The following is a 21962-nucleotide window of genomic DNA, read 5'->3' as shown; positions in this document are numbered from 1 at the left end:
CAACAACACAATATAAACAGGATTTTTCCATAAAGGAAAAGCCGCACGGATCGACATGGAGCAATCGTTCGAAACTGGGGGAATGCCCCGAATAAGTAAACCCTCCCACACACCCCAACAAAAAAAAGCGCCCTGCAACAGGCGCTAATTGATATCGTCCCCGACGAACGCTTCCCTGACCCGGTTCCAGAACGGAAACGGCCGGTAGCGGGCAAATTTCACCTTCCGCTCGGCGACCATGCTTCTGACATTCAAGACGGAAGTATGCGGCACCACCAGATGGTCGACGTTCAGCACGACCTTCTGCTCCCGGCGCGGCACGATATCGCAATAATGATGCTTCGGCAATATTAACGACGACCCGACCGTCCGATACACCCGATTGTTGATCGATGCGATTTCGGCAATCTGGAGCGCTTCCAGCGAAGGATGTATAAGCGCGCCGCCCAAGCTTTTGTTATACGCCGTACTGCCCGAAGGGGTGGAGATGCAAATGCCGTCCCCTCGGAACATTTCGAAGGCGGCGCCGTTAATATTGAGCTGCGCGACGAGCGTCGCGTCGGTTCCCTTCAACGTAAATTCATTCAACGCAAGGAACGTTTCCACACCCGCAGGAGTCGTAAGCTCGATTTTCACGAGCGGATATTTGACGATCTTATCCTGCAGCGGGTCTCCAGCAGCCATCAACGCCGCCAGCTCTTCAATTTCGTCCGCATTCCAATCCGCATAGAAGCCCAAATGCCCGGTATGAATTCCTACGAAGGCGATCGAATCCAGCCTCTCTTTGAACATATGAAACGCATGCAGCAGCGTACCGTCGCCGCCGATGGATACGACCACATCGGGCTCGCTGCGATTAAGCTCAAGTCCGTATGAAGCCATAAGCCCGGTGAACTGCTCCGCGAGCGCTTTGGACAAGCTGTCGCCGCGGTCTAGCACGAAGTATTTCAAGGCGCACCTCCACAAGTCCCATTACTGTAAACATCATAACGGAACTGTGCGAGGAACTCAACGAGAGATAAGCTTCCAGAGCGGGCGGACCGCCGTATATACGATAAACAGAACGGGAATGAGGAAGATCGTGCCGATAAACAGCGTCGCCGACAGCGGAGCGAAGACGCGGAAAGCTTCCCAACCGGAAACCGAGGCACCGTCCGGAAGCCAAACCCCTTCCGCCGGCAATAAGGCATCCCAAGCGAAAAAGGCGATGAACGCCGAAATGAACGCATGAACGAGCCGCGCCAGCACGAACGAGGAATATCGGACCGGCATATGATGCATTAAGCTCATGGACTGTGCATGAACCGAAAGTCCCGCCCAGGATAAAATAAACGCGGCAACCGCGGCTTGCGCTTGAAGCTGGGCGCCGGGGAACGGGGCGCCTGCGCTTTTCGCCCCCAGCGTAACCTCGAAAAACCCGTTGACGATGGCGGCGGAAAGCGGCGCCGATATGCCGAAGAGAGACAGGATGAAACCGACCATGCTCTGGATGACCGACACAACGCCGGCAAGCGTCAATACTTTAATGACGACGGAAAAAAAGACGACCAACCCGCCGACCACAATAATGAGACGGATGCCGGTCTGAACGCCTTCCCTAAGCAGCGTGCCGAGCGATCGGCCGTCCTGCATTCGGGCCTGGTGCATCGCAGCGAACGCTCTGCGCCAAATCGAGCCCCCGGGCCGGCGGCCTTCCTCCACCCCGGATGCCGCAACCGCAAAAGGCGCGGAATTGCCGCCCCAATACCTCATCAATAAGCCGAGGGCGACGGCACCTCCATAGTGGGCGACGGCCAGCACCGGGGCAAGCGCGGCGTTATGGAAAAATCCGATCGATACGGCCCCGATGAGGAAGATCGGATCGGACGTCGTGGTGAAGGCGGCAAGCCGTTCGCTTTCCTCCCGGTTTACAAGCTTCGCGTCCCACAGCTGCGACGTTAAGCGGGCGCCTACCGGATAACCGGAAGCGAAGCCCATCGCCATGACAAATCCTCCCGGCCCCGGCACCCGAAACACCGGCCGCATCATCGGGTCGAGCAGCGTTCCGAAAAAGTGAACGATGCCGAAGCCGAGCATCAGCTCCGAAACGACAAAGAACGGAAACAGCGCGGGAAAAAGCACGTCCCACCATATGGCCACGCCCTGAACGGCCGCTCGGAAGCTATCCATCGGAAACAACAAGATCAGCAAAGCGGTGATGACCGCGATATAGGCCAGCCACGGCGTTCCCCTTCTACGATATCCCATTCTTTCGCCACACCCGTTTCGTGTCTAGTGTCAAGGAAATTCAAAAGACGAGCCTTGCACATTATATGCCCGTCCCGCCCGGCTAATGACCGGCGTCGCTGCGCCGCTCCATTTTCAGGGAAGAAAATCGGTGATTTTTTCCTATACCACTGGTATAATAGACCTACATAATTGAATCGGATCATCGCGATAAGCAGGCATAACGGAGGAATTGCGCATGGAACCCCTTTACCAGATTAACGTCGATTGCGCACAGTGCGGCAAAGTGTTTTCAACGTCCAAAGTTCGTCCCAGCTTCAAAAAATCAATCCGGACGGACAGCGACTTCTGCATGCACTTCAAGCCCGGAAGCGTTAACCCGGAATATTACGTTGTGCGCGTTTGCCCGTTCTGCGGATTTGCCTCGACGGAAAATTTCTCGCAAAAGCTGACCGAACGCCAGCGGGAGCATTTCCGTCAAAAAATCGGCTCAGGCTGGGCGTATCGCGATTACGGAAAAACAAGAACGGCGGACGACGCGAAATTTACTTATAAATTGGCGCTTGTATGCTCCCAAATTGCCGGGGAGCGGGAGCGCGTCGTAGCGGGCATTTTGCACCATATCGCGTGGCTTTACCGGGAGGAAGGGAATAAACAATCGGAAGATAAATTTTTACGCTTCGCGCTTGAGGCTTATATTAAGGTCTACGAAACGGAGGGCCTGGAGCTCAACAATGCGAGGCTGATGTTCCTGATCGGGGAGCTTCACCGCAGGCTGAAGGATTATGCGGATGCGATCAAGTGGTTCGGCCGCGTCATTAACGACAAGCGGATTATGGACGCCGGCATGATACGCGCATGCCGGGAAGGCTGGGCGCAAACGCGGGAGGATATGCTCAGGGAGCAACTGGAATTGCCGGAAGAATTAAAGAGCGCAGGAAGCTGATCACTCTTCCTCGCGCTCTTCTTTTTTGTCTTCTTTGGCAAGCTCCGCAAGCTTCGCCATTAATATATGCTGCGGCATATGCATCAGATGCTCGAGCGGCACCTTCAGCTTCTCCGCCAGCTTGACGGCGGTTTCCGGCGATATGCGTAATGGAGGCATTTTGTACCATTCCCTTCGAAAACATGATATATTTAAGCTTACAATAAGATCAGTGTTTTCGAAAGGAGCCAAACCTATATGCCGCAAAGCCTGCCGCAAACTTGGGATATGGACGCAATTTTTCCGGGAGGAAGCGAATCGAAGGAATTCGGCGCATTCCTTGCCTCGCTTCAGGGCGATATCGAGCAATTCGGCGTACATATTCGCGAAACGAAGGAGCTCTCGATCGACAGTCTGTCGGCCGTTGTCTCCAAGCTGCAAAGCATCGGATCCAGGCTGAAAGAATCCTACGCGTTCGCCGAATGCCTCGCCGCGCAAAACCAGAAGGATAAAAAAGCGGTCGCGCTTTCCGGCAAAGTAAGAGTGCTCGCGGCCGAATACGAATCCCACTTGACCCGCTTCGATCAGCTCATAAAGAGCGTTCCCGAAGAGCAGTGGAACGCTTATATGGCGCATGAAGCGTTCGCCCCGATTGCGTTCCCGTTAACGGAAGCCCGCAGACGGGCGCTTGAGAAGATGCCGCCGGAGATGGAATCGCTGCTGGGCGACGTGGCGGTCGACGGGTATCACGGATGGAGCGAGCTTTACGACACGACCGTAGCGCTGCTGAAGGTTCCGTATGAAGAGGACGGCAAGACCGTTCAATTGTCCGCCGGTCAAGCGTTCAATAAATTGCACCACCCTTCCCGCGACGTTCGCGAGAAAGTATTTGCCGACTGGGAAGAGGCTTGGGCGGGCTCCGCCGATTTCGCGGCCGCCGCATTGAATCACTTGGGCGGTTTCCGTCTGCAGGTATACAAGCATCGGGGATGGGATTCCATCCATAAGGAGCCGCTCGACATGAACCGGATGTCGCCGGAGACGCTGCATGCGATGTGGGATACGATCGACCGCAATAAAGAGCCGCTGCTTGATTATTTCCGGAAAAAGGCGGAGCTGCTCGGCATCGAGAAGCTGGCATGGCACGATGTGGATGCCCCGGTAGGAAACAGCAGCAGCAAGCTTTCGTACGACGAGGGTGCGGAACTGATCATCGAACAGTTTCGCGGGTTCGGACCGAAGCTCGCCGAATTTGCGGAAATGGCGTTCCGCGAGCGTTGGATCGAAGCCGAGGACCGTGACGACAAGCGTCCGGGCGGCTTTTGCACGTCGTTCCCGATCAAGAAGCAAACCCGCATCTTCATGACCTATGAAGGCACGATGAATAACGTGTCTACGTTGGCGCACGAGCTCGGACACGCATTTCATCAGTATGTAATGGACGACATGCCGGAGCTGGCGCAAAATTACGCTTCGAACGTTGCGGAAACGGCGTCCACCTTCGCCGAAATGGTCGTTTCGGACGCAGCGATTCGCGCGGCGAAAACCCGCGACGAAAAGCTGGCGCTGCTGGACGATAAAATTCAGCGCACTGTCGCGTTCATGATGAATATTCATGCCCGGTTCATCTTCGAAACGAACTTTTACGAAGAAAGAAAGCAAGGCTCCGTCAGCATCGAGCGCTTGAACGAGCTGATGGTCGACGCGCAAAGAAACGCGTATCGCGATGGCCTGCAATCGTATCACCCGCATTTTTGGGCGTCGAAGCTGCATTTTTATATTACCGACGTGCCTTTTTATAATTTCCCGTATACGTTCGGCTTCTTGTTCAGCTCGGGCATATATGCGCGCGCGGCAAGCGAAGGCAAGGGCTTTGAAGAGAAGTATATCGCTTTGCTGCGGGATACGGGCAGCATGACGGTGGAGGAGCTTGCGAATAAGCATCTGGGCGTAGACCTGACAAAGCCGGATTTCTGGCAAGCGTCGATCGATATGCTGAAGAAGGATATCGAAGCGTTCATCGCTCTGTAACGGCTCGAGCACCGAAAGAGGGAGGGGGGGATTTATGATGGCGGCATTGGAAAATTGCCCGCGCTGCGGCACGTTGTTTCTTAAGGAGAAATCAGACCACTGCCAGGAATGTACTCGCTGGTATAACGAGATTTACAGCAAGGTTCGCACCTACGTCAGGGAGCGCCCGAACAGCTCTTTATGGGATGTTCACACAGCCCTCGATATACCTCTTTCGGTGCTGCAGCAAGTATTGAAGGATGAGATGAGCAAATAGCGCATAGACGCCTTAAGCCTACAAAAAAAGTGACTATTAAGAAATAGTCACCTTTTCCGTAAGCTTATTGAGAGTGTGAATGCCAATTAGCGGTTGAATTGACCAGCCAATTGTTGCTCGGCGATTTGTACCAGGCGGCGTGTGATATGACCCCCGATCGCACCTGTGTCGCGGGTAGCCATGTAACCCCAGTAGCCGTCATTCGGTGTTTGAATGCCCAGCTCCTGAGCCACCTCATACTTCAATTGGTCCAAAGCGGAGTCCGCTTGCGGTACTACCAAAACGTTGCTGCTTCTGGATTGACCTCGTGCCATTTATATCACCTCCCTGTGAAATGTATTATGAGCAATATTGTTCATATTACGCATCATACCAATTGGTAATTTAGACCAAAGGGAGGCGAAGTGAAGCTTGCGCCGCACGAGAGGCTCTGATAAAATGATAAAAATCAAAATCGGTAGCAACGTTGACGGGAATAAGTACCCGGTATGTTCAAGGAGCAGAGAGCCGGCGGCTGGTGCAAGCCGGTCCTTGAAGCCGAGGGAATGGGTCCCCGAGTTCGAATCCGAACCGCGCGTTTCAGACGCGGCGGCTAGGTGACGCGGTTTCCCCCGTTATCGGGATCTAAGGTTGGAACTATGCATGTCCAACGAAATAGGGTGGCACCACGGCTTCTCGTCCCTTGCGGACGGGGGGCCTTTTTGTTTTTCAAATCGGAAACAGGAGGAAAATAAGATGAAAAAAGTGTTATCGGGAATTCAGCCGAGCGGCATTCTTACTATCGGCAATTATATCGGGGCGATCCGCCAATTCGTCGAAATGCAAGAACATTACGATTGCTATTTTATGATTGTCGATCTGCATGCGATCACCGTGCCGCAGGATCCGGCGAAGCTCAGAGAGCAGACGGAGTCGCTCGCCGCGATCTATCTCGCCTCCGGTATCGATCCCGAGAAGGCTACCTTGTTCATCCAGTCTCACGTGCGCGCCCATGCGATGCTAGGGTGGATGATAACGACCCTCACGGGAATGGGCGAATTGGAGCGGATGACGCAGTTTAAAGACAAATCGGCAGGGAAGGAATCGGTAGGCGCGGGATTATTCGTTTATCCGTCGTTAATGGCGGCGGACGTGCTGCTGTACAACGCCGATCTCGTTCCGGTGGGAGAGGATCAGAAGCAGCACTTGGAGCTGACGAGAGACGTCGGCGCGCGGTTCAATCATCGGTTCGGCGAGACGTTCGTTATTCCGGACCCGCATATTACCGAGGTGGGCAAACGCATCATGTCGCTGCAGGACGCCAAGAAGAAGATGAGCAAGAGCGATCCGAATCCGGGGGGTTATATTTCGATGCTTGACGAGCCGGACGTCATCCGGAAAAAATTCGCCCGCGCGGCGACGGACTCCGGGCGGGAAATCAGATACGACCCGGCGAACAAACCGGAAATCAGCAACCTTCTCGAAATATATTCCATCTTTGCGAAGACGCCGATTTCCGAATTGGAGTCAAGATATGAGGGGCAAGGCTACGGGGCGTTCAAGAAAGATTTGGCCGAAGCGGTCGTAGCCGTCCTCGAGCCGATTCAAACCAAATACCGGGACATCCGCGCTTCCGGAGAGCTGCACACCCTCCTTAAGAAAGGCGCCGAGAAGGCGGCGTCCGTCGCGGATGTCACGCTTGCGAAAGCAATGGAGCGTATGGGCTTCGTTATGTAACGTGTAACATCTAACGAGTATCGGGTGTCGTGTATCGCGCCGCTTATTCGCCTTTTTTGGTAAGCCGGCGTTTCACGGCCATACCGAACCCGGTTACGGCAAAGCTAAGTACGAAAAAAAACAGAGCCCACAAGGGCTTCATGTAGCTGAGGGCAGCGCCTGCGGCAATCAAGCAGGCGATGCCCGCAACTGCAAACAGCAGAGACATCGGTTTATTCATATCGTGCGTCCTCCTAATGAAAATAAACGAACGGCCGGTTCACCCCGTGCCGGTGCCGAGGCGCCGTTCCAGCTTTTCGTCGCTGATCCAGCCGACATAGCTGTCTACAACCCGCATGCCGCGGTCCATTCTTACAACGGCCAGAAACGGGTATTGCTTCCGGTAGCGGTATCTTGCATCAATCCACCGCACTTCGTATCCCCAATCGTATTCATCAACCGTTGCGCACGCATAGGAGCTGAAGGAAAGAAAGGCACAGACGTCCGGATGCTTTTTGGACGCTTCCACGGCAGGGTGCGCGGAGCAGATCAGCTCGTCGTACCAAGTCAGCCGGCCATCCTTCCATTCGCCTGTGACAAAGCTCCCTCGAGCCGTCCGCTTTACAATGTTCCATGCGTTTACATTGACTGTAGGAATGGCGGTATAGCGGTCGCCGCTTCGGTGCGCACTGTCGCGTAGGGGCAATTTCCGTTCGAGCCGCGCGTGTTGGACCGTCCTTAAGACGTAATACAGTGCAATGAGCAGGTACAGCGTCGGAAACACGACGGCGGGCGGGGCTTCACCCGACAACCAAATGATAATGGCGACCACATGCGCTCCGAAAATGAACGGATCGAATATATGGATAATATTCCAAGCGATCCAGCGGTTCGTAAACGGTTTAAGCGCTTGTGTCCCGTACGCGTTGAACAGATCGGTAAAAACATGGAGCAGCACCGCTGCAAACACCCATTTCACCACGGGAGCAATGGAAGCCTGAGGCAGGCAAGCCCATAAAATTCCGCCGATCAGCGCCGTCCAAATCAACCAGAATGGTATCGAATGCGAAACGCCCCGGTGATTGCGGACATACGCGGCGTTGCCCTTAAACCGCAGCAGCGTATCAAAATCGGGCGCCTGGGAGCCGGCCACGACGCCGATCATGACGGCAGTGGTTGTCCAAGGGTCGGCGGTAACGGACGGATCGATTTGCGAAAGACCGGCTAAACCGAATCCGATGGCAAAATGGGTACCGGTATCCATTCGAAAGGTAACCTCCTTGTAGCAATAAGCATGATCTTTCGGCCGTTCCCCTATTATGATCTTACCACAACCGTTTCATGAAGAAACGAAAGCCCTATCCCGGCAAGGAAGGGGCTTTCGGCATACTTTTCGGCATAACTTTAGCGTCCGGTCGGGAACGGAGATACCGAAGGGTAATCGTAATTGAGCTCTTGCTCGAACGTAATGTAGTCGAGGTTTACCATCAGAAGCAAATACCGCAGTCCCGTCTGCGGATCGCTGATAATAATATGATCGCGGCCCGCCGCTTCCAAACGGCCTCTAAATATTTTGGCGTTCCACTGCGAGTTGTTTTCGAAGGTCATATAAATGGTAGCTACTTTGCCGAGATTGAGGCGCAGTATGTTCTCGATATACGACTCTTCCGCCGCGGGCAGTGTGGAAAATCCGGGGGCGCCGGGAAATTGGGCGGGCATCATCGGCGCCGCCGCGCCGGCGACCATACCCGGGGCATGAGCGGCCATCGCCATCGGGTACGACATAGGAGCAGCCTGCGGATAAGCCGGAAAGGCAGGATAAGCCGGCATCGTTCCGGCGCCCTGTACCGCCCCTTTTCCGCTAAACATCATTTGTTGGGATTCCATGTGCTCAGTTCACATTCCTTTCTACTCGTTCGTCTGGATCTAACCGATGCCTTCCGTCTTCTTCCGTATGAAACGGCGGCTGAAAGGCAAAAATTTTACATAATTAATGTATTAGGCATCCGCCTGAATCGTGCAAGTCCGAGCAAAACCGACAAATTGTTGAACGGCGGTCCCATCTTGTTGTCAAAGCAGTGCCGCTCCGGTATGATTAAAAATGATTTTAATCACAGCTATGATCAGGATATATATAAGTCTGGCGAGGAGGATGGCACTGCCAACGATGAATAATTCACTAACATACCAAACGCCGGCCGAACAAACAGCAGAAGCTGCAGCTGTTACCTTGCGTGCCACTTGGAAGGACTTCTTCATGCTGACGAAGCCGAGAATGCTCGCTTCCAATTTGATTCCGGCGGTCGGCGGCTTTTGGGTTGCCTCCCGGTGGGAAATCGACTGGGCTGCCTTTATTTTTATGCTCATCGGAACCGCGCTTGTTATGGGCTCGGGGTGCGCCTTCAACAACGTGCTCGACCGCGAACACGACATGAAGATGGAACGCACGAAACAACGGGCGATTCCGTTAAAGAAAGTGAAATTGAAGGATGCGATTATATACGCAACCGTACTCGGATTGGCCGGCATCGCGGTTTTATATTTTCTCGTCAATCCGCTTACCGCCTTGCTCGGCATTATCGGGCATGTGGCGTATGTCATCATTTATACGGCTTGGCTGAAGCGTTCCTCGACCTGGAGCACCTCCATCGGAGGCATCTCCGGCGCGGTTCCGCCCGTGATCGGATATTGTGCCGTTACGGAATCCGTAGACATCGGCGCTTGGCTGCTGTTCGGCCTGCTCTTCTTCTGGCAGCCGCCGCATTTCTGGGCGCTTGGAATTCGCAGAGTGGAGGAATACCGCACTGCCGGCTATCCGCTGCTCCCGGTAGTGAAAGGCGTGAAGCGGACAAAGTGGCAAATGATCCCGTATCTCATTGCGCTTTATCCGACGACTGTATTGCTTTATACGCTGGATTATGTCGGTCCGATCTTTCTTGTCGGCGGGATCGTATTGCTGACGCTGTGGACCGTTCAGTGCATCAAGGGCCTGTTTACTCATGATCGGGATCAGGTTTGGGCGATGCGGTCTTTTAAATATTCGTTATATTACTTGACGTTCGTGTTCTTGCTGCTAGTGGTCGATACATCCGGGCTATGGGCGTAAGGCGGAGAGGGGACATGGCTGGATGAACGGTTTTTGGAGAAAACAATGGTATAAGGTGACGATGCTCGCCGTTTCGGTACTGCTTCTTGGGGCTGTCGCCTATGTTTATTTGGGCGGGGGGAAAGAGGAACAGCTGCCTGTTATTAAGGAAGCGGCCGGCTTCGAGCTGACGGATATCGACGGGAACGCGGTTTCGCTCGACAGCACGAAGGGGAAAGTAAGGCTGCTGTATTTCTTCTTCGCGAACTGTCCGGACGTTTGTCCTACGACGACGCATACGCTGTCCCGGGTTCAGGACAAACTCGTCCAGGAAGGGGTATTCGGGGATAAGGCCATGATTTTGCAGACGACGTTCGACCCCGAGCGGGATACGGCCGAATCGTTGAAGAAATACGCCGAAAGCTACGGCGCCGACTTGAACGGCTGGAAGTTTCTCCGGGGAACCGAGCAGCAGGTCAAGGATATTGCCCAAAGCTACGGCATCAGCGTTCTAAAGGACGACAAAGGAAATTTCATGCATATTAACGCGATCACGCTGATCGATCAAAACAATCAAATCAGACAAATTTTCATGTCCGACGATTTGAACGAGGACACGATCGCCAAGGACGTACTGCGGCTAGCGAAATAATAATCAATCAGGTCAAAAGGTCGGGCTCGGGGTACACGATGTATTCCTCGAGCCCGGCCTTTTCCAATTGTTTGATCAGATGCTCGTCAGGCGTTCCTTCTACTCCGGCATAGCCGGATTTGGTATATAGCTGCTCCGCATCGGGGAATGCGTCTCGGAGCAAGCTTCGGATTCGTTTGCCGGAGGCGTCGTTGTCTGTAAATATAAACACGTCCCGGTGTCCGACTTCTTTGACAAGCTGCTGAATTTTTTTCGTTCCGGGCGTTCCGAACGTGCAGAAGATCGGGATGTCCTTGATTAATAGCTTTGAAAGCCTGCTCTTATCATTTTTTCCTTCCACGATAATGACAAAATCCATGGATGTAGAACCTCCGCTGATGTGTGCGTCAAACAAAGGGACAATTCGCCGTTGATCATGCTGTTTAATATATTGTAACAATTCCCCGGGAAATGTCGAACGGCGCAGGTATTAGGTACGAATCGGAGCCGTTCGGGCGGTTCCGATCGGTGTCGGAAGCAGCGCCAAGGCTGTCATTAACGCGATAAAAGCGATGAAGTAGGGTGAAATATGGTCTCTCGCTTGCCCGGCGGCGATCGGACCGATAAACGCTCCGATCGAGAATGAGATGGAAAGCAGCGAAAATACCCGTCCATAGCGGCTTGGGTCGGAGAGCGACGCCAAGAGCGTGGCCATAGCCGGAAATAGCACGCCTTTGCACATGCCGATGAGCAGCAACGTTGCAGGCAGCGGAATCGGCCAGTGAACGGCCATGCCGAAAAAGACGAGCGCCAGGCTCAGCGCGCTGAAAGCCGCCCGAATATGTGCCGAAACGTAGTTTAGGAAAAGCATGGCGAGCGTAATGAGCGCCCCGACCGACACGATGGAGAAGAGCAGGCCGGATTTCAAAATGGACGATTGGGAGGAAGCGAGCAGCGGGAGTTCAAAAAACAAAATGCCCTGCGAACAGGACAATGCGAGCGGAATGCCGAAAAACCGCCAAGGGACCCCAGGCGTCCCGGAAGGAATCGATCCGTTCGTGCCTGCGTCCACAGGCGGCGCATCGTGCAAGGAACGGGCGCCGGTTCCGATGTCGGAGCGTTCCGCTTCCTTTACGCCGATCAAGGAAAGCAAACCGACGGCGATCAGCCCCCAGCCTAGTGCAACGAAAGCTTTCGTGAAGCCGATTTCCGCCACAAGCAAAGCGCCGGCGGCCGGCGATACGACGGAAGCCAGCGTGTGCACGAGTCCGTTGCCCGACATCAGCTTTCCCTGATGAATATGGTCCCGCGCCAGCTTTGCGAGCAGCGCCATACAGGCGGGCGACAGAAAAGCAAGCACGAAGCCGCTGGCGGAGCGCACCCAAAGCAGCTGCCAAGGATCGTGAACGTGTCCTTGCCAAATCAACAGTATGCCGGCGCCGATCAAGCTTCCGGCGATAAACGGCTTGCTGCCGAACCGGTCGACGCTGTATCCGGCCAGCAGGTTGCCGGGAAGGTGCGTTAACGAATACGTTCCCATAATGAATCCGATGAACGACGGAGCGGCGCCGAGCGAAATGGCAAAAGGCGTCAGCATCGGATATTGGGCGTGAAGATCGAAGAGCGCCACGAAAATAAATAAGTATAGCCACATGGCGGTTTTCATTGCAGCTTTCCCCCCACACTCTCTGTTTTTGATTGGACAGACCCATAACCTACGTTATGGAACATAGGCGGGCATTAGACCAGTTTTTGTCCTATGAGGATCGGCTTTTCATTGCTGAAATAAGAAACGATTATATGTATAATAAGAATGACATGCGTTAACAGCCGATGCGGGGGGAGAGTTAAACAAATGGTTCCGGAACAGTGGTTGTCTTTTATCCAGGAGCGGTGGTTTGTCATTATCGCGGCTGCGGTCGCGCTGCTTCTTATAATTAATCTTGTTAAAACCGTAGTGAAATGGGTGCTGGTTGTGGCGATCGTCGCCGCAGTGCTGGTATACGGCGCCAATTACAAAGACGAGCTGACCGCCATGAGCGACCAAGTGTTGGCGGAGGCGAAGGAACAAGCGCTTCAAGCGATTGTAGGACAGGCGTTTAATGCGACGTACGAAGCGAATGGCGACGGCACCTTCGTTGTCTATACGGATTCGGTCCGCGTAGAAGGCAAGGAGGGCGATAACGAGGTGACTCTGTTCTGGAAAGGGGTCAAGATCGGGACGTTCCCGCTCGATAACGCGATCAAAGCTTTCATTCAAGAGGCGAAAGACAGCGGAAGCCGGTAAATAGGGCAAGCTCCGTCAGGCGAAGGGAAGGAGGAGCCATAAAGAGCTATGAATAGCGTTCATCATAACGAGGACCACCAGCAAAAGGAAATCAAGCGGCGCAGACGGTTTACGCTGCGCATCAATATGTTCTTTTTCACTATCTTTTTTCTGTTTTCCGTATTGATCGTCCGGTTGGCCTTTATTCAATTCGTTGAAGGGAAAGAGCTTTCCGCGCAAGAGTCGCAGCAGACGATGAAGCCCGTGTATACGCCGCCGATCCGCGGGAACATATACGATAAGAACGGGTATCCGATCGCATATTCCAAGTCGACGCAATCGTTGTACTTCCGAATGGAGCCGGGCAAGACGAGAGAAACCCAAATCGAGCTGGCGACGAAAATCAAGGAAGTGTTCGATAAATACGGCGACCCGGGGCTAAAACCGATGACCGCAGCCGACGTGTTTGACGCAATGGACGTCGGGTACGATATCGACGGCAACAAGAAGCCGATGATGAACCGGATGTTTGAGCCCAGAAGAATCAAAGCCGGGTTGACGGATCAAGAAATCTCTTACTTTATGAGCCATCCTGAAGCGTTCCCCGGCGTGGAGGTCGTGGAAGAAAGCGTCCGGCATTACGATCCCGGCACGATTGCCGCCCAATTGGTCGGCTACCTGAAGCCGTTCTCCGTGGCGAACAACCAGAAAGAGGGCCAATATTTGGACTTCTACCGGGACAAGACGAAAACCTCCGACTATTTGCGAACGGAGGAGGTCGGTTTTGACGGGCTGGAGTTTATGTATCAGGAGGAGCTACGAGGCATTAGCGGCAAAAAGGAATATCCCGTCAACAGCTTGAACCAAATTATCGGTCCGGTGCAAATTACGCCCCCGAAAAAAGGAAACAACCTGTATTTGACGATCGATAAGGACGTTCAGCTCACGGCGGAGCAAGCGATTATGGATCATCTTGCGTATATGAAAAGCGCCGAAGCGAAGCGTCTGAAGTGGCCGGCGATGGGCGAGCAGGCGCGCGCGGGCTACGCGGTCTTGATGGAGGTGGACACCGGCAACGTGATCGCCATGGCGTCCATGCCGGATTACGATCCGAACGTATGGTCCGGAGGCATTTCGACTAAGCTGTACAACGAAATTCAGCCTTACTATCAGAACGGCGCCATCAAGACCGTTTACCCCGATTACACGGATCCGAAGGAGCGGGAGAAGCATCCTACTTCGCTGGTGCCGCTCGGCTCGACGATGAAGCCGCTGACGGTGCTGATCGGATTGAACGAAGGGCTGTTCGGGCCGAACGACAAGTATAACGACACCGGCAGATTTTACTACGGGAAAAACGATGCCTCATCGATCGGCAACTCCCAGAAGCACGCCTACGGCAGAATCGGACCGGCCGACGCCATTCGCGTGTCCTCGAACACGTTCATGGCGGCTATGATCGGAGAACCGCTGTATTTGCGCGATGGGGACAGAGCGGTCGACATTTGGGACAGCTACATGAAAAAGTTCGGACTCGGCACCTCGACGGGCAGCGGCCTGCCGAACGAAAGCTTGGGCATTATCGAGTACCGGCACGAAACGAAAAGCGCCAGCGCGCAGTCCGCCATGGTGCAAGCGTCGTTCGGCCAGCAAGGGAGATATACGGCGCTGCAGCTGGCGCAGTATACGGCGATGCTCGCGAACCGCGGAAAGCGGCTGAAGCCGCAGTTTGTCGAGAAAATTACCGACTTCGACGGCAATACGGTTAAGATGTTCGAGCCCGTCGTGCTCAATGAGGAAAAGTTCAGCGACAAGCATTGGGACGTCATCCAAAGCGGGATGAAGATGGTTTCCCAAAGCAACACGCTTCAGCAGTGGTTCGGACACTTGCCGTTCAAGGTAGCCTCCAAGACCGGTACGTCGCAGCAGGAAGTGCGCGGCCGTACGGCGGAGAATGCGGTATACATTGCATACGCCCCTGCGGACAACCCGAAAATCGCCGTATCGGTCGTCGTTCCGGACGGCGGCTACGGCGCATGGGGCGCCGCGCCGATCGCCGCTAAAATCATGGAGGCTTACTATAAATATGTCGGCTTTGACGGAAAGCCGGCGGCGGAGACGAAAGAGCAGACCGAGACGGAAACCGCGCTCTCGAACTAAAATAGAAACGCCCGAGATCAACCGTTGTTCGGTGACTCGGGCGTTTATTTACCTTTGGATGCTTGCTCTCAGCTGGAGCGGTATTTTCACGACGAAGGTAGTCCCCAAGTCGGGGGCGTTCTTCACGTCGACGGCTCCTTTGTAATGGTCGACGCGTTCTTTGACGATGGACAATCCGAGCCCGGAATGCTTCGTCTTTTTCTTTGTCGAATAGCCCGGTACGAAGAGCAGCCGAAGCTCTTCCTCCGTTAAGTCGCGGCTCGGATTGCGGACGGTCATATTGAACGAGTCCTCGTCGAGCCATCCCTTCACCTCGACCCACCGTTCCCCGACCGGATGGTTGGAGGCTTCGTCAAGCGCGTTGTCGAGCAAATTGCCGGCAATTTTTACAAAATCGATCGACGCGATCCCGTCGTTCAACCGCTCCATCCCCGAGAACGTATGGCGGAATTCGATTTTCCGGCTCATCGCTTGCACCATTTTGGATTTTATGAGCGCCGCGAACGCAGGGTGGCCGATTTGGAGCAGCTCGTTCGTATCCGTAATTTCGCCTACAAGCTCCTTCGTATAACGCTCGAGCTCCTCGTATTTCCCGAGCTTCAGAAACGATTGTATGACTTGCACGTGGTTCAGGAAATCGTGACGCTGTCCTCGAATGGCGGTAAACATATTGTTGAAATCGTCGATATAAGCTTCTTGAGTCGTTTGAATCGCGACTTCTCTCGTTCTGGACATGGCTCGTACCGTAATGAGAAACATGCTGAGTCCGATCAAGGTAACAAGGGACAAGCCGAGCACGACGACTTGACGGGTACTGTCCATGACCAAAAAGAATACGATTAACGACAGCAGCGTATTAACGGCAAATAACAGGAGAAGCCAGAATAAATAATGATTTCCTGATTTACCGATATATTCCAAAAGTTCTCTGCCCGGGTAAAACCGATATCGCCTCATAATCCACCCGAATACTCCCGCAATCAGGGAAAGGGGCAGCAGCAAGACCAAGCCGGCTCTCGGGTCCGTCAGCAGCGCTTCATAATTAAAAACATGGAGCAGCAAGCCGAGATAACCGAACACCGATTCGTTCAGACAGACCAAGATCAAAACCAATATGGCTAAGAAAAATCGTTCGATCCGGCGAAGCTCGCGGAACACGATAAAAGGGACCAATAAGAAAACGGTAGAAGAAAAAGAAAGACGGAACACCGGGGGAAGAAAAGGCAGCATGCTCGTGGTGAATCCCGAAATGAAAAGCGCATTCCATATTAGCGAGGTTCCGGTTTTTTTCAACCGGAAACCGAAAAAGACGACGCCCATATATGTGAAAAGGATTGTTTGCGGTAAGCTTGTGATGAACATCATCAAAATAATCGACAATTGCTCGCTCATTGAGTCACCTTCTGTCGGTTTCTGTCGAAAGCAGTTTGCTTATAATGTACCTTTTTTCCAACAGAAAGAAAAGATTTTTTTGGTTTTAGGTGCCAAGTTTGTATAAAATAAAAAGAGTCTTTGACTTTTGGAGAGGAGCGGACGACGTGAGCACTTATAAATTACTGGCACTCGATATGGACGGAACGCTGTTGAACGAGCATTCGGAAATTTCTCCGCAAAACGCGGAATGGATCCGGAAAGCGATCGAAGCGGGGGTAACGGTCTGTTTTTCTACGGGAAGAGGTTTTCCGAGCGCCTTGCCGTATGCGGAGCAGCTAGGTCTTAAGACCCCGATGGTCACGGTCAACGGCAGCGAGGTATGGAAAGAGCCGCATGTGCTTTACAAAAGAACGCTGATGGAATCCGATCACATTCGGCGGCTGCATGAGCTGGCGGTCCGTTACGATACGTGGTTTTGGGCGTATGCCGTAGAGGGGTTATTCAATAAAGAGCAATGGACCGACCGCATCGATGGGCTGCAATGGCTGAAATTCGGATATTATTCGGAGAACGACGCGGCCAGAGCCGCGGTGCTTGACGGGATCGCCTCCATCGGGGAGTTCGAGGTTACCAATTCGCACCCGCACAACATCGAGCTGAACCCTAAAGGGATCAGCAAGGCGTCCGGGCTGCGGAACGTCTGCGGCATGCTCGGCATCGATATGAAGCAGGTGGTCGCCGTCGGCGACAGCTTGAACGACAAGGCGATGATTCAGGCGGCAGGACTAGGCGTAGCGATGGGCAACGCGCAGGACGATGTGAAGCGAATCGCCGACGTAACCGTAGTATCCAACCAAGAACACGGCGTCGCTCAAGTGATCCGCGAATTTGTGCTTGCATAAAACGTCGTAAGGGAGGAACGTTGTGGACATTTTAGGGTGGGTGCTTGTCGCAGCCCTATTCATTATCGGTATGGCCGGGGCGGTGTATCCGATTTTGCCGGGTGCGCTTGCGATTTACGCGGCCTATTTCGTATACGGCTTCTTTTTCGGCTGGTCGGAGTTCGGGTTTTGGTTCTGGACGATCCAAACGTTGATCGTGGTCGTCATATTCGTGGCCGATTACGCGGTCAGCGCATTAGGGGTCAAGAAATTCGGCGGCTCGCGCGCGTCGGTTGTCGGCAGCACGATCGGCATCATCGTCGGCCCGTTCGTCATTCCCGCCTTCGGTTTGATCATCGGCCCGTTCGTCGGCGCGGTCATCGGCGAGCTCATTACGGGGCAAACGTTCATGACGAGCATGAAGGTCGGCATCGGCTCGCTCGTCGGCTTGTTCTCCGGCATGGTCGCCAAGTTCGTCCTTCAGCTGGCGATGATTGTTGTCTTTATCGTCTGGATAATATAATCTAGGAAAAAGAAGATCAATAGCTTAGGAGCGATTGCCGATGACGATTCGTTTGACGGTATGGAACGAAAATTTGCACGAGAAGAGCAACGAGACGGTAGCGAGCATTTACCCGAAGGGAATCCACGGCGCCATTGCGGAAGGCGTTCAAGGCAACGGAATCGAAGCCCGCACGGCTACGCTCGATCAGCCGGAGCACGGACTTACCGAGTCCGTCTTGAATGAAACCGACGTTCTGGTCTGGTGGGGCCATATGGGACATGACAAAGTGGAAGACGAGATTGTAAACCGGGTACATAAACGGGTGCTCGAGGGCATGGGTCTTATCGTTCTTCATTCCGGACACTTTTCCAAAATATTCAAGAAGCTGATGGGAACGTCCTGCGATTTAAAATGGCGCGAAGCGGACGATAAGGAGCGTCTTTGGGTCGTCGATCCTTCCCATCCGATCGCCGAAGGGCTCGGACAGTATATCGAGCTTCCGAAGGAAGAGATGTATGGAGAGCACTTCGACATTCCGGCTCCGGATGAGCTTGTTTTCGTTTCGTGGTTCGAGGGCGGGGAAGTGTTCCGCAGCGGCTGCACGTTCCATCGCGGCCAAGGGAAAATTTTTTACTTCCGTCCGGGACACGAGACGTATCCGACCTATCACAATCAAGAGGTGCTGAAGGTGATCCGCAACGCGGTGAAATGGGCGGCACCCGTACACGGCGCGCGGCCGGTATACGGCCATTCGCAGCCGCTGGAGAACATTTCCCCTAAGGCATAACATACGCAGGTTCGCTGGATAACGAATGACGGTCCGCCGGGGCCGTCATTCGCGTTTTGACGCACGAAGATTCGTAACACGAGAAGGGCTGTCATACATGAAGGATACTTTGCTTAAAGGAACGATGATATTAGCCGGCGCCGCACTCGTTGCCCGAGTGCTCGGAGTCGTTCAGCGAATCCCGCTGCAGAGGCTGCTCGACGATGCGGGGATGGCCACCTACGGCATCGCTTATAACGTCTATTTTTGGCTGCTTATTCTTGCGACCGCAGGCTTTCCGAGCGCCGTAGCCAAGCTGGTGTCCGAGAAGTACGCGGTCGGGCGCCCCGATGAAGGGGAAGCGATTCACCGGGCGGCGGTCAACTTTGCGTTAACGACCGGGGTGCTGGCCACGATCGTCGTCGTTGCGTTCGCCCCGTTGTATGCGCATATCAGCGGCGACCCCGGAGCCGATCTGGCGATTCGCGCATTGGCCCCGGCACTGCTGCTCTTTCCGTGGATTGCGGTGGAAAGAGGCTACTTTCAAGGCAGGCGGATGATGGCTGCGAACGGCTTGTCGCAGGTTTGGGAGCAGATCGCCAGAGTCGTAACGGCGGTGTTGCTCGCTTACGCGCTGCTGGAGCTCGGATACGGCGTCAACTGGGCGGCGGCCGGCGCTTCGTTCGGCGGCGTGCTGGGCGCGCTTGCCGCTGCGGCGGTCATGCTGCTTTGGGGACGGAAGCTGAAGAAGGCGGATCGGGAAGGCGGAGAGCCAAACGTCATGGCAGATGGCGGCGTTGCTCTGCCTGGGGCGTCTCCAGCCGCGTCCGGAATCGACACGTCGTCGCTCGGAAGCATTTACCGCGCGATGTTTAGGCTGTCGATTCCGGTTTCGATTACGGCGCTCGCGGTCCCGACCGTATATTTGATCGACTCGACGTTCACGATCCGGCTGATCGAAGGGCTGGTCGGGTACGACAACGCGAAAGATTTGCTCGGCATGCTGACGGCGCGCGCGCAGTCGCTTGCCGGCATTCCGGTCATCTTCGCGATCGCGCTCAGTCAGTCGATATTGCCGATCATCTCCTCCGCTTTCATCCGAGGGGAGCAGGCGGAGGTGCAGCGGCAGACGTCGTCCGCGCTGCGAATGACGCTGCTCTCCGGCGTACCGGCGATCGTCGTCCTCTGTGTCGCCGCGTTTCCGCTGAACCGGCTCATCTTCGGCGATACGTTCGGCACCTGGGTCATAATCTTTTTGGTCGTCAGCTCGTTATTCCAGGTGCTCATGATGACGTCCGGCTCAATTTTGACCGGAATCGACCGTCCGTCCGCACCGCTTCGGAATATCGGCATCGGCGTGGCGAGCAAGTTCGTCTTCTCGCTCGCGCTCGCTCCGTTCATCGGCATCTGGGGCATTGCCGGCGGAACGGCGCTTTGCTTCGCGGTAACGATGACGCTCAATTTGCTCGCGCTGCGCAAATCGGTCGACTATTCGATTATGGGGGGCCGGACGCTGCGCTTCGCCGCGGCCGCCGCCGGCCAGATCGCCGCAGGGGGGGCGCTCGCTTGGGCGCTGTTCACGTATTTGCATCCGTTCGGTATTCCGTTCCTGAACGCGCTGCTGCAGGTGCTGCTCATCTCCGGCGTGACAGGCGTCCTGTACCCGATCTTGCTGCTGAAGACGGGCGCGTTCACGGCCGCCGACATCGCGGCGATGCCGGCGAAGGCGCGCAGGCTGTGGAGCCGCGCCGAACCCGCCATGCGCAAGCTGCGCATGCTCTAAAGCAACAGGCTCCCCGCAAGGGCGGCGAGCTCGAGCTTCTCCAGGCCGTAGCAATGCTCGGCGCTCATCTCATACGGTACCGAAGGACGCACGTCCGTAAAATAACCCGCGGCATCCGATGCGTTGCCGCGGAACCAATCGAACCGCTCCGGCTCCCGGAGCGGTTTGTCTTTCCACGCGTCCGCAAGGCGCGGGCTGTAGAACGGAGCTGCGTCCGGCAGCAGCTCCGTGCCGTCCAGCTTCGGCATATAAGCCGAAGAGGGGGCGCCGCGCCGCACGGCGGCGAACAGCTCCGGCCAATAATCGGCGCGGGAGCCGGTGTGCGGCGTTGTTTGCGCGAAGCGCCGCGCCCCATCGCGCGCTTCGGGAATGCCGAACAATATGCCGTAAAGCTTCTTCCCGAACAAAATCCGCTCCTTGAGCGAGCCGAAGTCCTCCAGAATCCCTCCCGCGATGCGCTGCCTTCCGGCGGCGACCGGACTTTCGCCGCCATAAGGGAAAAACACCTGATTGAGCTGCAGCGCCGATTGCGCTTGGAACGGCAGCGTATTCAGCACGCCGCTTGCGAACTCGGGAAGCTGCACGACGCGCTTTTCAATATAATGCTGCTCATTGACGATCATCGCGATGGTCAGCGGCACGGAGCTGCGCGTTTCCCAGAACAGCCGCCAAACCGGCTTCATGAAGGAAGAAACGCCGAAGGCCGGAAGCAAATGAAACAGCGGCCGCCCGCGCCCAACGCTTTCTTGGTAAAGAAGCAATTGCGGGTAGGCATCGCCGAATATAAAGGCGTTGGCCGTCTCCAGCATGTCGAACAGCCGCTCCCGCATCGGCTCCGGAAGTATTCTCGGAAGCAGCTCGCCCTTCAGATCGGTCATGCTCCACCCGCCGTTGCGGGATACCATATGGGCGAGCAACGCCCAATGCAGCTCGGGATGTTTGTGAAAGATCGAGAAGTAGGCGGCGGTTCTCGTCACGTTGTTTCGGTTCGACAAACGCGTCCTCGTCTTTATATCCTCTATGATGCCGGTCTCCGGCGCGTTATATTGCCCCGGGGGTCCGGGCGGGCCGAGCCGCTCCCATTCGCCTTTCAACCGTTTGAGCTCGCGCGGATCGACGGCAAGCGAGGCGAACGGCCCGGCTCCTACTTCGGGCAGCCGTATCAGCTTCCCCCACAAGCCTGCAATCGAAAAGCTTTTCGATCCATTCATGCCAATGCACCCCTCCGCTCATTAACCGTTTATACCAGTGTTTCCTTTCATTTAGAGCCGCATGATATGTGGCGTTCTTTATGAAATGTGTTGCTTTTAACATATGAATTGTTCAGGAAAACCAGTATAATCGTGGATGGGAGAAATATGTGGAGAGGAAGGAAATG

The 21962-nt window shown here is 54.8% G+C and carries 23 protein-coding genes and 1 other annotated feature; of the genes, 12 read left to right on the top strand and 11 right to left on the bottom strand.

Annotated features, from left to right (window positions below; all coding sequences use genetic code 11):
- Positions 1-144: 144 nt before the first annotated feature.
- Positions 145-951 carry an NAD kinase gene (locus PT964_RS13655; protein WP_274363912.1) on the bottom strand — a complete coding sequence of 269 codons (807 nt, stop codon included), beginning with the start codon at positions 949-951 and terminating at the stop codon, positions 145-147.
- 57 nt (positions 952-1008) lie between these two features.
- On the bottom strand, positions 1009-2247 hold the full coding sequence (locus tag PT964_RS13650; RefSeq protein WP_274363911.1) for a nucleoside recognition domain-containing protein: 1239 nt from the start codon (positions 2245-2247) through the stop codon (positions 1009-1011).
- A 217-nt stretch (positions 2248-2464) separates the two neighbouring features.
- Between PT964_RS13650 and PT964_RS13645 the strand changes: the two genes are divergently transcribed.
- Positions 2465-3172, top strand: a complete 708-nt coding sequence (locus PT964_RS13645; protein ID WP_274363910.1) for a DUF2225 domain-containing protein — start codon at positions 2465-2467, stop codon at positions 3170-3172.
- Here the strand turns inward: PT964_RS13645 and PT964_RS13640 are convergent, their stop codons facing one another.
- Positions 3173-3331 carry a YycC family protein gene (locus PT964_RS13640; RefSeq protein WP_274363909.1) on the bottom strand — a complete coding sequence of 53 codons (159 nt, stop codon included), beginning with the start codon at positions 3329-3331 and terminating at the stop codon, positions 3173-3175.
- A 78-nt stretch (positions 3332-3409) separates the two neighbouring features.
- Between PT964_RS13640 and PT964_RS13635 the strand changes: the two genes are divergently transcribed.
- Complete coding sequence (locus PT964_RS13635) at positions 3410-5182, top strand: M3 family oligoendopeptidase (RefSeq protein ID WP_274363908.1); 1773 nt, start codon at positions 3410-3412, stop codon at positions 5180-5182.
- A gap of 34 nt (positions 5183-5216) precedes the next feature.
- Positions 5217-5438, top strand: coding sequence for a hypothetical protein (locus PT964_RS13630; RefSeq protein ID WP_274363907.1), 222 nt, complete (start codon positions 5217-5219; stop codon positions 5436-5438).
- An 86-nt stretch (positions 5439-5524) separates the two neighbouring features.
- Here the strand turns inward: PT964_RS13630 and PT964_RS13625 are convergent, their stop codons facing one another.
- Positions 5525-5752 carry an alpha/beta-type small acid-soluble spore protein gene (locus PT964_RS13625; protein WP_274363906.1) on the bottom strand — a complete coding sequence of 76 codons (228 nt, stop codon included), beginning with the start codon at positions 5750-5752 and terminating at the stop codon, positions 5525-5527.
- Positions 5753-5895: 143 nt separating this feature from the next.
- Positions 5896-6124 (top strand) — a binding site (T-box leader).
- Positions 6125-6173: 49 nt separating this feature from the next.
- On the opposite strand from PT964_RS13625, the gene trpS reads away from it, so the two are divergent.
- On the top strand, positions 6174-7154 hold the full coding sequence (gene trpS / locus PT964_RS13620) for a tryptophan--tRNA ligase (RefSeq protein ID WP_274363905.1): 981 nt from the start codon (positions 6174-6176) through the stop codon (positions 7152-7154).
- Between the two features lie 43 nt (positions 7155-7197).
- Here trpS and PT964_RS13615 read toward each other — a convergent pair whose 3' ends face one another.
- The 3 genes from PT964_RS13615 to gerQ all read right to left on the bottom strand — a co-directional run bounded on the left by PT964_RS13615 (position 7198) and on the right by gerQ (position 9005).
- Positions 7198-7374, bottom strand: a complete 177-nt coding sequence (locus PT964_RS13615; RefSeq protein ID WP_274363904.1) for a DUF5325 family protein — start codon at positions 7372-7374, stop codon at positions 7198-7200.
- A gap of 39 nt (positions 7375-7413) precedes the next feature.
- Positions 7414-8397, bottom strand: a complete 984-nt coding sequence (locus tag PT964_RS13610; protein WP_274363903.1) for a metal-dependent hydrolase — start codon at positions 8395-8397, stop codon at positions 7414-7416.
- Between the two features lie 140 nt (positions 8398-8537).
- A complete protein-coding gene (gene gerQ, locus PT964_RS13605; RefSeq protein WP_337995032.1) occupies positions 8538-9005 on the bottom strand; it encodes a spore coat protein GerQ in 468 nt (155 codons plus the stop codon).
- A gap of 295 nt (positions 9006-9300) precedes the next feature.
- Between gerQ and cyoE the strand changes: the two genes are divergently transcribed.
- Both cyoE and PT964_RS13595 read left to right on the top strand, forming a co-directional pair.
- The gene (cyoE, locus tag PT964_RS13600) at positions 9301-10239 is read left to right on the top strand and encodes a heme o synthase (protein ID WP_274363902.1); all 939 of its coding nucleotides are present in this window, start codon (positions 9301-9303) and stop codon (positions 10237-10239) included.
- 22 nt (positions 10240-10261) lie between these two features.
- On the top strand, positions 10262-10870 hold the full coding sequence (locus PT964_RS13595; protein ID WP_274363901.1) for an SCO family protein: 609 nt from the start codon (positions 10262-10264) through the stop codon (positions 10868-10870).
- Between the two features lie 7 nt (positions 10871-10877).
- Here the strand turns inward: PT964_RS13595 and PT964_RS13590 are convergent, their stop codons facing one another.
- A complete protein-coding gene (locus PT964_RS13590; protein ID WP_274363900.1) occupies positions 10878-11228 on the bottom strand; it encodes a toprim domain-containing protein in 351 nt (116 codons plus the stop codon).
- 111 nt (positions 11229-11339) lie between these two features.
- The gene (locus tag PT964_RS13585; RefSeq protein WP_274363899.1) at positions 11340-12515 is read right to left on the bottom strand and encodes an MFS transporter; all 1176 of its coding nucleotides are present in this window, start codon (positions 12513-12515) and stop codon (positions 11340-11342) included.
- Positions 12516-12704: 189 nt separating this feature from the next.
- On the opposite strand from PT964_RS13585, the gene PT964_RS13580 reads away from it, so the two are divergent.
- Complete coding sequence (locus tag PT964_RS13580; RefSeq protein WP_274363898.1) at positions 12705-13136, top strand: hypothetical protein; 432 nt, start codon at positions 12705-12707, stop codon at positions 13134-13136.
- Positions 13137-13184: 48 nt separating this feature from the next.
- The gene (locus tag PT964_RS13575; protein ID WP_274363897.1) at positions 13185-15275 is read left to right on the top strand and encodes a peptidoglycan D,D-transpeptidase FtsI family protein; all 2091 of its coding nucleotides are present in this window, start codon (positions 13185-13187) and stop codon (positions 15273-15275) included.
- A 48-nt stretch (positions 15276-15323) separates the two neighbouring features.
- Here PT964_RS13575 and PT964_RS13570 read toward each other — a convergent pair whose 3' ends face one another.
- Entirely contained in the window at positions 15324-16667 is a 1344-nt protein-coding gene (locus PT964_RS13570; RefSeq protein ID WP_274363896.1) for a sensor histidine kinase, read from the bottom strand.
- 146 nt (positions 16668-16813) lie between these two features.
- On the opposite strand from PT964_RS13570, the gene PT964_RS13565 reads away from it, so the two are divergent.
- From PT964_RS13565 to PT964_RS13550, 4 genes are all read left to right on the top strand, one after another.
- Positions 16814-17551 carry a Cof-type HAD-IIB family hydrolase gene (locus tag PT964_RS13565; protein ID WP_274363895.1) on the top strand — a complete coding sequence of 246 codons (738 nt, stop codon included), beginning with the start codon at positions 16814-16816 and terminating at the stop codon, positions 17549-17551.
- A 22-nt stretch (positions 17552-17573) separates the two neighbouring features.
- On the top strand, positions 17574-18053 hold the full coding sequence (locus PT964_RS13560) for a DUF456 domain-containing protein (RefSeq protein ID WP_274363894.1): 480 nt from the start codon (positions 17574-17576) through the stop codon (positions 18051-18053).
- 40 nt (positions 18054-18093) lie between these two features.
- Positions 18094-18822, top strand: a complete 729-nt coding sequence (locus PT964_RS13555) for a ThuA domain-containing protein (RefSeq protein WP_274363893.1) — start codon at positions 18094-18096, stop codon at positions 18820-18822.
- A gap of 97 nt (positions 18823-18919) precedes the next feature.
- Positions 18920-20584, top strand: a complete 1665-nt coding sequence (locus PT964_RS13550; RefSeq protein ID WP_274363892.1) for a putative polysaccharide biosynthesis protein — start codon at positions 18920-18922, stop codon at positions 20582-20584.
- On the opposite strand, the gene PT964_RS13545 is transcribed toward PT964_RS13550, so the two are convergent.
- Complete coding sequence (locus tag PT964_RS13545; RefSeq protein ID WP_274363891.1) at positions 20581-21795, bottom strand: DUF2515 family protein; 1215 nt, start codon at positions 21793-21795, stop codon at positions 20581-20583. The genes PT964_RS13550 and PT964_RS13545 overlap by 4 nt on opposite strands.
- Positions 21796-21962: the final 167 nt, after the last annotated feature.

The organism is Paenibacillus thermotolerans (assembly GCF_028745515.1).
Classification (GTDB): Bacteria; Bacillota; Bacilli; order Paenibacillales; family YIM-B00363; genus Paenibacillus_AE; species Paenibacillus_AE thermotolerans.
Note: the sequence above shows the minus strand (reverse complement) of the source record. Positions and strands in the feature narration are given on the sequence as shown.

Excerpts from the sequence above, each read along its gene's own strand:
- PT964_RS13650 (WP_274363911.1), bottom strand. The coding sequence starts at position 2,247 with ATGGGATATCGTAGAAGGGGAACGCCGTGGCTGGCCTATATCGCGGTC.
- PT964_RS13645 (WP_274363910.1), top strand. The coding sequence starts at position 2,465 with ATGGAACCCCTTTACCAGATTAACGTCGATTGCGCACAGTGCGGCAAA.
- PT964_RS13640 (WP_274363909.1), bottom strand. The coding sequence starts at position 3,331 with ATGCCTCCATTACGCATATCGCCGGAAACCGCCGTCAAGCTGGCGGAG.
- PT964_RS13635 (WP_274363908.1), top strand. The coding sequence starts at position 3,410 with ATGCCGCAAAGCCTGCCGCAAACTTGGGATATGGACGCAATTTTTCCG.
- PT964_RS13630 (WP_274363907.1), top strand. The coding sequence starts at position 5,217 with ATGATGGCGGCATTGGAAAATTGCCCGCGCTGCGGCACGTTGTTTCTT.
- PT964_RS13625 (WP_274363906.1), bottom strand. The coding sequence starts at position 5,752 with ATGGCACGAGGTCAATCCAGAAGCAGCAACGTTTTGGTAGTACCGCAA.
- trpS (WP_274363905.1), top strand. The coding sequence starts at position 6,174 with ATGAAAAAAGTGTTATCGGGAATTCAGCCGAGCGGCATTCTTACTATC.
- PT964_RS13615 (WP_274363904.1), bottom strand. The coding sequence starts at position 7,374 with ATGAATAAACCGATGTCTCTGCTGTTTGCAGTTGCGGGCATCGCCTGC.
- PT964_RS13610 (WP_274363903.1), bottom strand. The coding sequence starts at position 8,397 with ATGGATACCGGTACCCATTTTGCCATCGGATTCGGTTTAGCCGGTCTT.
- gerQ (WP_337995032.1), bottom strand. The coding sequence starts at position 9,005 with ATGATGTTTAGCGGAAAAGGGGCGGTACAGGGCGCCGGAACGATGCCG.
- cyoE (WP_274363902.1), top strand. The coding sequence starts at position 9,301 with ATGAATAATTCACTAACATACCAAACGCCGGCCGAACAAACAGCAGAA.
- PT964_RS13595 (WP_274363901.1), top strand. The coding sequence starts at position 10,262 with ATGAACGGTTTTTGGAGAAAACAATGGTATAAGGTGACGATGCTCGCC.
- PT964_RS13590 (WP_274363900.1), bottom strand. The coding sequence starts at position 11,228 with ATGGATTTTGTCATTATCGTGGAAGGAAAAAATGATAAGAGCAGGCTT.
- PT964_RS13585 (WP_274363899.1), bottom strand. The coding sequence starts at position 12,515 with ATGAAAACCGCCATGTGGCTATACTTATTTATTTTCGTGGCGCTCTTC.
- PT964_RS13580 (WP_274363898.1), top strand. The coding sequence starts at position 12,705 with ATGGTTCCGGAACAGTGGTTGTCTTTTATCCAGGAGCGGTGGTTTGTC.
- PT964_RS13575 (WP_274363897.1), top strand. The coding sequence starts at position 13,185 with ATGAATAGCGTTCATCATAACGAGGACCACCAGCAAAAGGAAATCAAG.
- PT964_RS13570 (WP_274363896.1), bottom strand. The coding sequence starts at position 16,667 with ATGAGCGAGCAATTGTCGATTATTTTGATGATGTTCATCACAAGCTTA.
- PT964_RS13555 (WP_274363893.1), top strand. The coding sequence starts at position 18,094 with ATGACGATTCGTTTGACGGTATGGAACGAAAATTTGCACGAGAAGAGC.
- PT964_RS13550 (WP_274363892.1), top strand. The coding sequence starts at position 18,920 with ATGAAGGATACTTTGCTTAAAGGAACGATGATATTAGCCGGCGCCGCA.
- PT964_RS13545 (WP_274363891.1), bottom strand. The coding sequence starts at position 21,795 with ATGAATGGATCGAAAAGCTTTTCGATTGCAGGCTTGTGGGGGAAGCTG.